We start from the raw sequence: 15,324 nt of genomic DNA on the forward strand, positions 1-15,324 counted from the left end.
AGTCCATAAAGATTTCATTAACATTTGATAAACATTCAGCAAAAAATGACCAATCCTTCAAATAAAATGGCGAGCAGTGGTCCCCAGTTTGAATTACAATTTCAATAGGATGGCAATTCTCATAATTTTCGGGGGAAGTCCTTTATTCTGCGTATGGGATAAAATAATTTCGGCTTGTAGAATGGTACTGAGGATTTGTAAACGCTTGCGCACCATTTCAGGGAGGCTATTATGTACTCAACAAATGTCAGGAACCCCGTGATCTCCGGCTACTATCCAGATCCGAGTGTAGTCCGTGTAAATGATGATTTCTATTTGATTAACAGCTCTTTTGAGTATTTTCCCGGCGTCCCTATCTTCCATAGCAAGGATCTGATCCACTGGACGCCCATAGGACATGTATTGACCCGGAATTCCCAGGTGAACCTGCGGACATGCCGTAGCTCTAGCGGTATATATGCCGCTACGATACGCCATCATGCGGGCCGTTATTATATGATTACTACGGATGTGAGGGGGATCGGTAATTTCTTCGTGACCGCGGACAAACCGGAAGGTCCCTGGTCGGAGCCGGTCCTGCTGCCTTATGGGGGGATCGATCCGTCCCTGTTCTTCGATGAGGATGGGCGCGCTTACGTGACTGTGCAGAATGGAGCCGGCTATGAATCCCATATTATCCAGTACGAGATTCATCCGGAGTCCGGTGAAGTGCTGTCTGAGCCTGTGGAGATCTGGCGTGGGGATGAGGGTCCATGGGTAGAAGGGCCGCATCTGTATAAAATCAAGGGCGTCTACTACCTGATGACGGCATCGGGCGGCACCGCCCGGGATCACCGGGAGATCATTGCCCGCAGCAGCAACCCTTACGGGCCGTTTGAGGATAAGCCTGAACCTATACTGACCCACCGCGGGCTGAAGGAGCATCCGGTTCAATGCCTGGGCCATGCGGATCTGGTAGAGGATACGTCCGGGAAGTGGTGGGCCGTCTTTCTGGGCATGCGTCCGGTGGACGGCAAATACTCTCCGCTGGGCAGAGAGACCTTCCTGGCTCCGGTGACCTGGACCGAAGAAGGCTGGCCGGTGATTGACAACAATGAAGGAACCGTTGTCTCCGCTGAAAATTCCAGTCCGGATGACATTGTTCAGCGTTTGGAGCTGAGCGGCAGCTTCGGCCCGGAATGGGCTTTTCTGCGAAGCTATGAGGAGGAACGGTATTCCTGGACGGAGCATGAAGGTAAACTCGCTATCCTGGGGAATGCCTATACGCTGGATGACGAGGCGCCGGCAGTGTTGGCCTGTATCCGCCAGAAGCATCACCGGATGGAGATGGGCGTAAGTCTGGAATTTGATCCGGCGAAGGATGGGGAATATGCCGGACTGGCCGCCCGCCTGAACAACCGGGGCTATCTCTTCTGGGGACTCTCGGGCCGGAGTGGCAGACGGGTTATGGAGCTTACCGTCAAGGACGGGGATCAGAAGCAGATATATCATTACCCGGTTGGGAGCTCGGGAGAGATTCGGCTCCGCCTCCGTTCGGACGGTGAGGTCTATACCTGCTCGTATTCTGAGGATGGCCTCTCCTGGCATGACGCAGAGCAGAAGGTACATGTATCTGTCCTGTCACCTGAGGTGAACGGCGGATTCACCGGTGTCTGCCTGGGACTTCACGCCTCGGGAGAGGGTGCGGATGCTGCGGCTCCAGGTTATTTTGCCGAATTCTATTACACAAATACAAAAGGAGATGTCTTATGACACATTTGCCGAAACCTAATGAAGCGCTCGTTACCCACATCTATACTGCGGACCCGTCCGCCCATGTCTATGAAGGAAAAATCTATATTTATCCTTCCCATGACCTGGATCACGATGGACCGGATAATGATAACGGGGACCAGTATGCGATGGAAGACTATCATATTCTGTCACTGGATAATTTTGAGTCACCGGTAGTGGATCACGGCCAGGCGCTCCATCTGGATCAGATCCCCTGGGCCTCGAAGCAGCTCTGGGCTCCGGACGCAGCCTATAAGAATAATACCTATTATCTGTTCTTCCCGGCTCGTGATCACGACGGAATATTCCGGTTGGGTGTGGCAACCTCTGCTTCACCGGCAGGCCCGTTTGAGCCGCAACCCGATTACATCGCCGGCAGCTATAGTATTGATCCGGCTGTATTGGTGGATGACGATAACCGGGCTTATATCTATTTCGGCGGTCTTTGGGGAGGGCAGCTGGAGAAATGGCAGACAGGCACATTCGTGGCGGATGCGGAAGGGCCTGCGCTGGATGCGCCGGCGATTGGGCCGCGTGTGGCGCTGCTGAGTGAGGATATGCTGTCTTTTCAGGAGCAGCCTTCTGAGATCTCAATTGTAGATGAAGAGGGGAACCCGATTCTTGCCGGTGACGAGCAGCGGAGATATTTCGAAGGACCGTGGGTTCACAAATACAATGATTATTACTATCTCTCTTACTCGACTGGAACTCAGCACACGCTGGTATATGCCGTCAGCCGGAATCCACAGGGTCCATTTACCTTTAAGGGAGAAATTCTCTCCCCGGTCATTGGCTGGACCACTCATCACTCCATCGTTCAATTCGAGGACAAGTGGTATCTGTTCTATCACGACAGCTCGTTATCGGGTGGCGTGAACCATAAGCGCAGCGTGAAATATACCGAGCTTAAGTATAATGAAGACGGAACAATTCAGAAGATTGATCCATACCCGGCCTCTACTGAATCAGCGGAGTAATCCGCAAGCCCAGCAGCATGCAGTACAGCAGCCTGTATGACAGCAGAACAAACGGCAGCTTCCCCGCGGAGGCTGCTTTTTTGCTGTATGTAGAGTGAATAATTAATCAGAGCATGCCTCAGGACTATTGGAGATGTGCTCTATTTGGTTATGGGCTGTTGCAGACTTTCCTTTAATTTGACCAGTGTATCTTTAATTTCGCTTCTACTTGGACTGGTAGTTCCTGCTATATATTAAATTTGGACAGAGAATAGAAGGGGGGGACAGCAGGGTTTTTATGAATGCGTTTCCAATATTGCGCCGTTTGAGCAAGCAGAATCCAAGAACATCCCCATTACATGAGGAGAGTGGACCATGATATCTCATACCCAAACACGAAAACTTCGCAGGCTGACTTCAACCGTAATAAGTGCGGCGCTACTTGCAGGCTTGCTGCCGCAGACTGTCCTGGCCGGAGATACCTGGCCGTTCAAAGGGGGCAGCGCGCATGGAGCTAACCAGCCGAGTGTACATGGCTATACCAGCAATCAAATTGCGGGTTGGAGTCCTGAGACCGATCCGGATGCGGAACTGCTTCGTTCCCGCGTGCCTTTACAGAAGCGGATTGCATCTTTCACGGCTACACAGGCTAATCCAAAGCTGAGTCCGGATGTCAAAATGATGAATGTCGCAGGCGATTATGGAAATGCTTTCATTGAAAATGCTCCTTATACCAACAAGTTTGCCCAATATCACTTCAATTTCTGGCAGTATGTTGATTATTATTCGTATTGGCATGGTACGGCAACGGCATATACACCGCCGGAATATTACGATGATCTGGCCCAGTCCGACTGGCAGCAGAAGTGGTTTGAGTTCGGCATGCTGAATATTCCGAATCCAACCTATACGGATGCCGCGCACAAGAATGGGGTCATGTCGCTGGCCGGTGTGTTTTTCTCCAACAATGACCGCGGACAGCAAACGTACAAACAAATGATTGTGAAGGATGAGAACGGTGACTTCCCGGTGGCCAGGAAAATGATTGAAATGGCCAATTACTTCGGCTTCGACGGCTATTTCCTTAATCAGGAAGAGCTGAATCCGAACGTTGCTCCAGCCGATATTCCCGATTACATTGCTTTCATGAAGGTGCTGCAAAAAGGCGGGTTATACGTCCAGTGGTACGATTCTTTAACTACGAACAACGGTTCCAATACCTTTACAAGGACCTTTAGTAATAACAATATTTCGATGCTGTATGATAAAACGGCAAAAGAGCCGGTTTCAAACTCCTTTTTCTTCGATTACGGAGTGAATAGTACCCATATTAATACAGCGATAGGCTATTTGACTGGAATGAATGAGGATGAAGGGACAAATTACAATCTGTATGATATTGGCTTTGCAGGACTTGAAGCAGGCCGTGACCGTTTCAAGAGCGTACAGGGAACAGCTCTGAAAGACAAGTTGACAGCAGGCGGAGCTCCGCGTTTAAGCATCGCTACGCTCGGAGCCGATTTCGTCCATGCCGGTCTTGACGAGGATATGGGACAAGCGTGGCCTGTCTCGAGGCGTACAGACAATGATTACCAGTGGATGGCCAATCTGCGGGAGCAGCTCTGGTGGTCAGGTCCGAATGTGAATCCCGGCAATACAACTGTTTCGCCCGCGAATACGGTGTCGGATGTCTATGCGGATAACCGCTACTGGCCGGGAATTTCTTCGGTCATTGCGGAACGCTCAGTGGTACAGAATTCCAACTTCTATACGAATTTCAATACCGGACATGGTATCTCCTATTATGTTAACGGGGAGAAGTCAAATCAGGAAGAATGGTCCAACATGAGCCTTCAGGATATTCCTGTAACGTGGCAGTGGTGGCAGGATACCCTGGGCAACCGCTTGACGGTTGATTATGACTACGGTCCGGAATATACAATGACAGACAATTCACGTATGAGCTATAAGCAGATCGGCGGCTTCAACGGAGGCAGTTCACTGGTTGTGAACGGGGCGCTGGACAAGGAGAATTTTCTCCGTTTGTACAAGAGCAACCTGTCTGTACAGGCAACGTCCCAACTGTCGATTGCTTATAATAAGACTTCAGCCGACGATGCTTCTGTCTTGAGTGCAGGCCTGATCTTCAAGGACAATCCGTCCAAGGTAGTCAAGGTTCCTGTGGAGAACAGCGGTAAACAAACCATGGGCTGGGTAACGGCAGAGGTAGATCTGGGGGCTTACGCAGGTAAAGAAATTGCGGCCTTTGGCCTGGTGTTTACACCGGGGGCAAGCACAATCGCCGATTATCAGGTAAACATCGGTCAAATCCGCATCTCGGACGGTTCAGCCGTGAAGCCGGCCGCGCCAACCCATCTGGTGGTTGCGCAGGCCTTGCCGAATACGAATGAAATGATTTTGAAGTGGGATCTAAACAGCGATTATTCCAAGGTGAAGCAATACAATGTATATGTGAACGACATCTTTATGGGTGGCAAATATGACGAAACGTTCTACATCAAACAGCTGCCAGCCAAATCCGGTATAATTAAAGTCATTCCTGTAGGAGCGGACGGAGTAGAAGGGGAAGCGGCTACAGTGTCCTTTAATTTGGACTCGGCGGTATCGGGTATTGAAGCCGAATCAAGCGAGAACGGCGATCTCCTGGTCAAGTGGTCCGGTTCAGACGCTGCCGGGAACGTTAAGGTGACGGTGAAATCGGTAAACTGGATTACAACCGCAGAACCTGTCTCCAGACAATTGATCCTGCCGCAAGGGACAACCTCGGCATTGTTCGGTGATATGCCAATTAATGGAGACGAGTACACTGTAACCATCCAGGCAGGCAACTCCGATATTGTAACCTATAATGGTAGGTTCATTGACAAGCTGTCGGAGCCTTATGCCGAAGCATGGTCCTGGAATGGAAATACACTGAGCCTGCCAATGCCGAACACACGGGACTGGAGGTACATGTACGTCTATGAAGACGGAGTTCCTAAATCTTTTGCGGTAACCTATTTCTCAGGGGCAGCAGCGCAAAAGCCGATGATTATCCGCGGACGCACCACGAAGGCGAGCCTTAGCCTTACGTCGACCAAAGCAGTAACAGTGGTGATGGAGGATTACAGCGGCAACAAATCCCAGCCGCTGCAGCTGGATAAGCGGTACAATGTAACCCTTAACAGTAACGGCGGCCAGCCGAATGCGAAGGTTGTTCAGGTTATGAACGGTGCGCTTGTGACTGCACCGAATGTGGCGAGAGAAGGTTATGTGCTGGAAGGCTGGTATAACGGTAATGTGAGATGGCACTTTGCCTCTGACACGGTGAATGGTCCGCTTACGCTTCAGGCGAAATGGACCGCGCTGCCGTCGGATGTACAGGTGGTCAGTGAAGGCTCGTTCCGGGCAGGACAGGATGGGGTGCTTCGCGCTGTTGGTAAAGGTTCCGGCACATTAGTCTATGCCTGGTATGTCGATCAGGGAGAAGGATACGGTGAAGTTATTGCCGCTGGCGACACGCTGACACTTACAGATCTGACAGAAGATATGAGCGGTTACCGCTATAAGGTCATTGTGACCGGCGAAGGAGGCTTGACCGCAGAGAAGGAATATAACCTGCAGGTGCTTCCGGCGGAAATCCAATGGATGACCCCGGCCTTTGTGATGGACTTGCCATCGGTACTTGAGACTGTTGGCGGGGAGCCGATCGCGCTTGCCGTCGATACATCAGGAGATATTGCCTCGATTGAGTGGGAAAGAAAGCGTGCTGCCGATGAGGAATGGCAGACGGTTCCGGGCGTTACCGGTGCGGTATACCGGTTCAATCCATTATTTGAAGAGGATGGAACGAATTATCGTGTTGTGCTGACCGGCAAAGAGGCCACAGACCCGGCGCGTATCGTTGGCTCACCGCTGGCACTGAAGGTCTATCCGCAGCATGAAGCTCCAGCGATTGCTTCATTTACGGCGACAAGCCAGTCGGTAATGGAAGGTAACGATGTGACCTTTACAGTTGTTGCCGATTCCGTTTATGGTGAAATGGGCTACAGCTGGTTCAAAGATGATCTGGTTATAGAGGGTGCTCTTGGCAGCAGCCTGACCCTTGCCAAGGCACAACTTTCTGATACGGGCGTTTATAAGGCGCGTGTAGAGAATACCCGCATCGTTGGCGGCCGCCCTTATGTGGACGCGGCGGATACAGAGGTTATTACTCTGACTGTAAACCGTCAGCCGGTGACGCCGACGAATCCCCCGTTGACGGCAACCTATCCTCCGGTGGCTGCTCTGCCAACAGCAACACCTGTACCGGCTGTAACACCGGCGCCTGCGACTGCAGCTGCAGTGATATCAGCCGCACAGTTGGGCAGTCCGGCCGTGAACGGTGTAGTTACCGTGCAGATACAGCAAGCGGTTAGAGTTGAGCTTCCGGTTAACGCCGGTGAGCTGCTGGGAACCAATTCCCTGCGTGTGCAAGGAGACAGAATCGGGCTGATGCTGACACCAGACCTGCTGAAGCAGCTGGCCGAAGCCGTGCCTGCTGCCCAGGGCAACGGTGCAAAGATCGTGCTGCAAGCAGAATTCAAGGCACTTGCACAAGCTTCGCTGAAGACGGAAGCCGGTGTATCGCTTAAGGGACAACTCCTGGACTATGATCTGAGCCTGTCCCTTGCAGATGGAACCGTTAAGCGTCCCGGCAGTTACGCTTCTCCTGTTAGGATAAGCTGGCCAGCCGGTGAAGGACTTCATCCGAAGCTGCTTGGCCTGTACCGTGTAGGAGGTGACGGCGCACTCGCCTATCTGGGCGGAGCGGCTGAAGACGGTGGATTTACGGGACTTCTTGACGGCAGCGGCAGGTACGCACTGCTGGAGTATACGAAGCAGTTCAACGATGTTCCGGTTACGCACTGGGCCTTTGAAGCCCTGCGTGAGCTGTCTGCGAAGCATCTGATCAAGGGGATATCGGAGCAGGCTTATCAGCCGGGCCGGAATATTACCCGGGCTGAATTCGTGCAGCTGATGGCCGGTACGCTGCAGCTAAGCGGTAACGGCACCACTTCCTTCGCTGATGTTCCGGCAGGCGCCTGGTATCAGCAGGCACTCTCTGGCATGGTCCAGGCCGGTCTGATTACCGGCCGTACGCCGGAGTCCTTCCAGCCGGCTGCAGCAATCAGCCGGGAAGAGATGACCGTCATTCTGATGCGCGCTTACCGGCTGCAGCAGGGTTCAATCCCGGCCGCAGCGGGCAGCCTGTCTATTAAGGATGCTGGAGACATCTCCGGCTGGGCAGCGGATCAGGTGGCTGAAGCCGCTGCGCTTGGCCTCGTGAAAGGGCGGGCTGATGGAACTTTTGCACCCAAAGCTCCCGCCACCCGGGCAGAAGCTGCGCAGATGCTGCTGAATTATTTGAATTAAGCCTGGCGGGCGGTAAGGAAATACCGCCGGCTCAAGCCATAAACAAGGCGCTCACCCCCTGAACAGCATTTAGGGGGGAGCGCTTCTTGTGTATCATAATGATAAGCGTAAGCTGACATACTTTAAGGAGGTGGACTATGCGGAGTAATTCCCTGTACCGCAAGTATTTTAAAGATAATATGTTTATGCGCTTCACTCTTATTGTCTCCTGTATCTTCATTGCAACGATTATTGCCTTCTCGTATCTGGTGCTGATGCTGATCTCGGATTCTGCGGTGCAGCGGCAGATGGATATCCAGCGCAAGACGATGGAGAGTATCAGCAACTATGTGGAGAACAAATACCAGTCCGTCCAGGATATGATCCGTGATGTGTACCGGGACGGCAGCCTGGCGAGCAATACCACCTTTCTGCTGGAGCACCCCTTCGGCGAATATGTCGAGCACAGGCTGGACCGCTACCTGCTCGGGGATCAGACGACCTCTAACGCCGTACAGTATTTCCAGAACAAGATCGACGATGATCCGGATATCCGCAGCCTGATGCTGTACAGCGCCAATCAGCAGGTGATGTACTATTACGACAACCGCAGGCAATTTGACCGGGTATCCACCAATGCGGCCCATTCCTTTGTCCCGGATTCGATGGTTCTGGATGAAGAGAGCCTGGTTTCCGTGCCGAATATATGGGTGCTGAAGAGCATCGGCATGCCGAGAGCCCCTATGTTCTCGGTGAAGATTCCCATTAACAATAAGTCGTCGCTGCTCAATATCGGCCAGATGCTGGTCTACTTCGACTCCGAATCCATCTGGCAGTCCATGCATAACTATAAGCAGGATTTCAAAGGCGAGATTCTTGTGCTCTCCGCCCAGAATGAAGTCATCTTTGACACTTCGGGTCAAGGGTACGGCCGGAAATATATGAAGCTGCAGGGGGCGAACTCCGGGGAGGAAATCTCTATGGACGGAATGGTGGTCACCAGCCTGACCCAGAGCCAGGCCGGCTACACGGTGGTCAGTCTGATCTCCAAGAAGGAGCTTGCCGAAACCTATAGCAGCGCACGCAATACTATTGTTACGATTGCCCTCGTCTGTATCCTGTTCGCCGTGCTGCTGCCGGCGATGTTTATTTCGAATTTTGCCAAACGGACGCACCGTATTATCCGCTTCACCCGGAAAGTGAAAAACGGGGATTTGAACACCCGGATTATAGACAACCGTGAGGATGAACTGGGCCAGATTGCCAAGAGCTTCAACAGCATGCTGGATGAACTGAACCAGTACATTGATCAGGTGTACAAAGCTGAAATCAAGCAGAAGCATACGGAAATCGCTACGTTGGAGGCAAGGGTGAATCCGCATTTTCTCTACAATACGCTGGAGGTTATACGGATGCGGGCGATTTCAAGCGGGGCGAAGGATGTGGGCGAGATGATCTACAGCCTGTCTGTGCTGTTCAAATCGTATGTTCGTCCGAAGGCGAAATATACGTTCAAGGATGAACTCGAAGCCTGCCGTATGTATCTGGAGTTGTTCCGGATCCGTTACAAGGACCGGTTCTCCTATACCATTGAATGCAGTAAAGAGCTGGAGCCTATTCCTGTACTCAAAATGTCCCTTCAGCCCGTGATTGAAAACTATATTCTGCACGGCATGCGCACCGGACAAACCGGTAATGTGATCAGCATCAGGGTCCATCCGGATGATCACAACAATATAAGGGTTGTTGTCTCGGACAACGGCCTGGGGATTGCCGGGGAGAAGCTGAACCAGCTCCGGCTGGGCCTGGAGGATAACCGTGAATTGTCCGGATCAGAGTCATTCGGGCTGCGGAGCATTCATGAGCGGTTAAGGCTGATGTACGGCAAGCCGTACGGGGTTGAGCTGGCCAGTGAAGCAGGAGCCGGAACCGAGGTCACTATAACTTTTCCATATCCCGTCAAGGAGGAGACAGATCATGTATAAGGTGTTTATTGTTGATGATGAGCCGTTCATTCTTAGCGGCCTGCAGGATATATTGGACTGGGAGCAGCTGGGCCTTGCGATTGTGGGACAAGCCGAGAACGGGCAGGAGGCGCTGGAGCAGCTGCGGGAGGTGCCTGCCGATATTCTCATTACCGACATTTCAATGCCCGTGATGACCGGCCTAGAGCTGATCCGTGCGGTCCGGGAATTCCGTCCGGAGCTGAAGGTGGTTGTGCTGAGCGGATATGATGAATTCATATATGTCAAAGAAGGCCTGTCACTGGGGATTGAGAATTATCTGCTCAAGCCGATCAATCTGGAGGAATTCCGGAGCACGCTGGAAACGATTGTGGAGAAGCTTGATGTCTCCAGGCTGGGTACGCAGTGGTGGGAATATACGAACTCTGTGCTGAAGGATAATGTGCTGCTGCGCTGGATGCGGGGGCAGATTGATCCTGAAGAGCGGTCCGAACGGCTGAATCTGATCGGCCTGCCGCTCGGCGGGCGTTATGTTCAAGTTGCCCTGGTGCAGGCAGAACCGGCTACGGAAGCCTTCAGGAAGAACGTGGAGGAGCTGGTCGGCGCACAGACCTCATTCTTCATGTTCTGGGATTCCGACAATGATCTGGTGCTCATACATAATTATGAAGAAGCCTCCAAGGGAGCGGAGCAGATGGCAGTCATGCTCCAGGAGATCACCGGCCTATGCGCTACAGGCCAAGGTGTGCGGGCGGCCGTAGGCTCGGCTGTGGAGGGAGTGGATGCTGCACCCTTCAGCTATGAGCAGGCGAAGCAGACCCAGGAATTCATGGAGATCCATCCGGCACGGAGCCTCATTTATTATGAGCAGCTGAAGGACCGGAAGGAGGATCTGGGGGCGGTTTTGCCGGAGGACTGGAGCGAATATTCCAAGCTGATTATGGGCAAGAATCTTCCAGCATTGACAGAGAAAATTGAATTGTATTTCTCCGGGAAAGCTATGGAGTCCCTAACACCCGAGCTGCTCCGGGAGATTTCCCTGGAATGGATTCTGTATTTCCGCATGCTGATTAAGGAAATCCGCAGTGAAATGGAACGGGAGCTTATTGCACAGGGGCTGACCGCGATCCACAGGACGAATTCGCTGCCCGGGCTGTCCGCCGCAGTCATGCAGACGGCCGGAAGCATCATCGAGCTGCTGGACCGTGAGCTGAAGAGTCCAGTTGTGAACCAGGTGCTGAATTACATAGAGAAATCCTACAGTGAGGATCTGTCACTGAAGAAGCTGGGCTTCATGTTCAATATTCACCCGGTGTACCTGGGCCAGCTATTTCACAAAATGACCGGTGAATCGTTTGCGGAATATATGAACCGTTACCGGATTGAGAAAGCAAAGGAGCAGCTCCGCTCGACAAACAACAAGGTACATGAGATCGCACGAAGTGTCGGCTACTGGGAAATGGGCTATTTTTATAAACAATTTAAGAAATACGTTGGCATCTCACCGACAGAATTCAAGGGGCTGCTCTAAGCAGCTCCTTATTGATAGATATATGTTATGTTTGGGGTTTAATTTCTTTATTTCATACCTGAATATATATAGTTTCTCTTCTATTTGAAAATGCTTTCATCTTATAAAGTAAAGGTATAGCTCATGGAAACCTGCAGCCGGGAATGCCCGGCAGGCCTGAATTTCCGGACGGCTAATTAAAAGGGGGTACGGCAAATGAGTAAGAAAAAGAAACACTTCTCCTTGTTGTTGACAACGCTTTTAACCGTTTCACTTGCGCTTAGCGCATGTGGGGGGAACACTAAGAACAATGCAGGCGGGGAAACGGCTTCAGGAGGCAACAAAGCTACGGAGTCTACGGAGAAGCCTGTAGAGCTGATCTGGTACACTATCGGGCCGCCGCAGAAGGATATGGATAAGGTGCTTGCAGAAGTCAATAAATACACGCTTGAAAAAATCAACGCAACACTCGATATCAAAATGCTCGACTTCGGGGACTATACGCAAAAAATGCAGGTCATGGCTGCTTCGGGCGAGCCTATGGATATCCTGTTCACCTCTTCCTGGGCCTTCGATTATGTGCAGAATGCACGTAAGGGCGCCTTCCTGCAGCTCGATGATCTGCTGAAGAACCAGGGCAAGGGCATTGTAGATACGATTGATCCGGCATTCATGGAAGGCTCCAAGGTTGACGGCCATAACTATGCCATTCCGGCCAATAAAGAGCTTCCGGCTCAAGAAGTCTTCCGCTTCAATAAAGAGCTGCTGGACAAATACAAGCTTGATCTGACCAGCGTGAAAACGATGGCCGATCTGGAGCCGCTGCTCAAAACCATCAAGGAAAACGAGCCTGGAGTGACCCCGTACGCTATGGTCAAAGACTTCATGCCGATTATGCCATTTGACTATGTGATCGAGAAGATGCCGATGGCAGTATATATGGACACCAAGGACTACAAAGTGGTCAACATCCTTGAAACTCCTGAGATCAAGGAAGCGCTTAAGACGGTCCGCAAATTCTATCAGGCGGGTTACATCTCTCCTGAAGTAGCCACTACATCATCGGTGGATGACTTGTACAAAGCCGGCAAATGGTTCACTGACCGCGCATCTACCCAGCCGATGGCCGACAATCTGTGGTCAGTAAGCTACGGGTATCCGGTTGTGTCAACACCAGCCAGTCAGCCTTATATCTACAACTGGTCCGTCATGGGCTCCATGCAGGCGATCTCCGCCAACTCCGAGTATCCTGAGAAAGCCATGGAATTCCTGAACCTGCTGAATACAGACCCTAAGCTGCGCAACATGATTGACTCAGGCATCGAAGGCGTACATTACGAGAAAATCAGCGACAACATGATCAAGAACCTCCCGGATGCGAAGAACTACGATATGCCGACGTTCTCCCTGGGTAACATTATGATCAACTATCTGAATGAAGGCGACCCTGAGAACAAATGGGAAGAATTCAAGAAGTTCAATGATGCCGGTATCAATGCACCGCTGCTCGGCTTCAACTTCGATACTTCCAAGGTGACGAATGAAATCGCCGCCGTTCAGAACGTGAAGGAAGAATTCTGGGCACCGCTGATGACCGGATCTGTAGATTCGGAAGAATACCTGACCAAGGCCAATGAGAAACTAAAAGCCGCCGGTCTGGATAAAATCATTGCCGAAGCCCAATCACAGATCGACGCCTGGAAAGCAGCGAACAATAAGTAGCATTCTATTCAAGGATCGGGCGGGTGATTAGACTTTGCCCGGTCTTTTTGTATCAACGGAAGAATTTTCCGGTATAGGAGGAACTAGGAGTATGGGGAAAATAGGAAAGTCCGCCAAAGATGTGTTGAGAAATAAAGTGCTGCTGTTTATGGTTCTGCCGGGCACGCTGTGGTTTTTATTCTTCTCCTACCTGCCGATGGTGGGTACGGTCATTGCCTTTAAGGAGTACCGCTTCAGCCGGGATGGCTTCTGGGCCAGCATCATCAATAGCAAATGGGTCGGCTGGGATAATTTCAAGTTTCTGTTCAGCACCAATGATGCCTATCTGATCACACGTAATACTCTTTTGTATAATTTAGCCTTCATCATCCTTGGCCTGATCCTGTCGGTGGTGATGGCGGTGGTGCTGTCCGAGATTGCCAACAAGAAGCTTGCCAAGTTCTATCAAACAGGCATGTTCCTGCCATACTTTCTGTCCTGGGTCGTTGTGGGATACTTCGCATTCAGCTTCCTTAGCTCGGAGCGGGGGCTGCTCAACGCCATGTTCGGCAGCAATATCTCCTGGTACTCTGAATCGAAATACTGGCCGTTCATTATTATATTCGTGTTTCTATGGAAAGCCGTCGGCTATAACAGCGTGGTCTATCTCGCCGCAATTATGGGTATAGACAAGTCCCTCTACGAAGCGGCCATGATCGACGGGGCCAGCAAATTCCAGCAGATCCGCGGGATTACGCTGCCGATGCTGAAGCCGATCATCACCATTATGACCTTGCTTGCTATAGGGAAGATATTTTATGCCGACTTCGGACTGTTCTATCAGGTGCCGAGAGATTCGGGGACGCTCTACAGCGTGACCAACGTAATTGATACGTATGTGTACCGTGGACTCAAGACTACCGGCGAGATCGGAATGAGTACGGCTGCGGGCTTATATCAATCCGTTGTAGGGTTCGTGCTGGTCATTACCTCTAATTACATCGTGCGTAAATTCGATAAGGACAGTGCATTATTCTAGGGAAAAAGAAGGAAAGTGAGGTCATCCAAATGTCTGCTAATCCAGTGAAATCGCGCGATTTCCACAAGCTGTCGCCGGTGTGGAATATTATCTTCAATTGTATCGCCGGGGGCTTTGCCATCCTGTGTATCTTCCCGTTCCTGTTCGTCGTACTCATCTCGTTCACGGACGAAGGGGCGCTTGCGCGGGACGGCTATCAATTAATCCCGGCCAAATGGAGTCTGGAAGCCTACAAATATGTATTCGGCTCTGGGGACACGCTGCTCCGTTCCTATGGGGTGACCATTGCCGTAACCGTCATTGGCACGCTTGTCAGCCTGATCATTATTTCACTTTATGCCTATGCCATTTCACGTAAAAGCTTCAAATACCGCAATTTCTTCGCGTTTTTCGCGTTTTTCACCATGCTGTTTAACGGAGGGCTGGTTCCTACCTATATTGTAGTGACACAGATGCTCGGTTTGAAGGACACCATCTGGGCACTGGTGCTGCCGCTGGCCGTCAATGCTTTTTACATTATGATCCTGCGTACCTTCTACATCACCAGCGTGCCGGATGCCCTGATTGAGTCGGCCAAAATCGACGGCGCCGGAGAGTTCCGCACCTTCCTGGGAATCGTGCTGCCGCTGTCCTTGCCGGGCCTCGCTACAATCGGGCTGTTCAGCACCCTGGGGTACTGGAATGACTGGTTCAATGCCCTGCTCTATATTGATAATCCGAATCTGGTGCCGCTGCAGTCGATGCTGATGCGGATTGAGACCAGTATGCAGTTCATTATGCAGAACTCGCAGAACAGCTCGCTCAGCCTGGAGGCACTCCGCAATATGCCGCAGGATACCTCGCGTATGGCGATGGTGGTACTGGCTACCGGGCCGATTATTTTTGCGTATCCGTTCTTCCAGCGTTACTTCATCCAGGGTCTTACCGTGGGTGCGGTTAAAGAGTAGGGGTCTAGAGGAGTACAACAGGAGAAAGGGTGTGGGAGCC

8 protein-coding genes are annotated in these 15,324 nt (G+C 51.6%); all 8 read left to right on the plus strand.

Going from position 1 to position 15,324, the window contains the following annotated elements; genetic code table 11:
• Nucleotides 1-231: 231 nt before the first annotated feature.
• The 8 genes from MKZ24_RS14625 (at nucleotide 232) to MKZ24_RS14660 (ending at nucleotide 15,284) form a co-directional block, all read left to right on the plus strand.
• Nucleotides 232-1,752 (plus strand): glycoside hydrolase family 43 protein, encoded by a 1,521-nt coding sequence (locus MKZ24_RS14625; RefSeq protein WP_340784057.1) that lies wholly within the window; start codon nucleotides 232-234, stop codon nucleotides 1,750-1,752.
• The gene (locus MKZ24_RS14630; RefSeq protein ID WP_042238211.1) at nucleotides 1,749-2,750 is read left to right on the plus strand and encodes a glycoside hydrolase family 43 protein; all 1,002 of its coding nucleotides are present in this window, start codon (nucleotides 1,749-1,751) and stop codon (nucleotides 2,748-2,750) included. Before MKZ24_RS14625 ends, MKZ24_RS14630 begins: the two co-directional genes overlap by 4 nt.
• Before the next feature lie 354 nt (nucleotides 2,751-3,104).
• Nucleotides 3,105-8,144 carry an endo-beta-N-acetylglucosaminidase gene (locus tag MKZ24_RS14635; protein WP_340784061.1) on the plus strand — a complete coding sequence of 1,680 codons (5,040 nt, stop codon included), beginning with the start codon at nucleotides 3,105-3,107 and terminating at the stop codon, nucleotides 8,142-8,144.
• A 137-nt stretch (nucleotides 8,145-8,281) separates the two neighbouring features.
• Nucleotides 8,282-10,108 carry a sensor histidine kinase gene (locus MKZ24_RS14640; RefSeq protein WP_042238210.1) on the plus strand — a complete coding sequence of 609 codons (1,827 nt, stop codon included), beginning with the start codon at nucleotides 8,282-8,284 and terminating at the stop codon, nucleotides 10,106-10,108.
• The gene (locus MKZ24_RS14645; RefSeq protein WP_340784065.1) at nucleotides 10,101-11,618 is read left to right on the plus strand and encodes a response regulator transcription factor; all 1,518 of its coding nucleotides are present in this window, start codon (nucleotides 10,101-10,103) and stop codon (nucleotides 11,616-11,618) included. Before MKZ24_RS14640 ends, MKZ24_RS14645 begins: the two co-directional genes overlap by 8 nt.
• Nucleotides 11,619-11,813: 195 nt before the next feature.
• Nucleotides 11,814-13,319 carry an ABC transporter substrate-binding protein gene (locus MKZ24_RS14650; protein ID WP_042238205.1) on the plus strand — a complete coding sequence of 502 codons (1,506 nt, stop codon included), beginning with the start codon at nucleotides 11,814-11,816 and terminating at the stop codon, nucleotides 13,317-13,319.
• A gap of 91 nt (nucleotides 13,320-13,410) precedes the next feature.
• A complete protein-coding gene (locus MKZ24_RS14655; protein ID WP_042238204.1) occupies nucleotides 13,411-14,337 on the plus strand; it encodes an ABC transporter permease in 927 nt (308 codons plus the stop codon).
• A 29-nt stretch (nucleotides 14,338-14,366) separates the two neighbouring features.
• Nucleotides 14,367-15,284, plus strand: coding sequence for a carbohydrate ABC transporter permease (locus MKZ24_RS14660; RefSeq protein ID WP_042238202.1), 918 nt, complete (start codon nucleotides 14,367-14,369; stop codon nucleotides 15,282-15,284).
• Nucleotides 15,285-15,324 lie beyond the last annotated feature (40 nt).

This window comes from Paenibacillus sp. FSL R7-0297 (genome assembly GCF_038009025.1).
In the GTDB taxonomy this organism is placed as follows: domain Bacteria; phylum Bacillota; class Bacilli; order Paenibacillales; family Paenibacillaceae; genus Paenibacillus_AQ.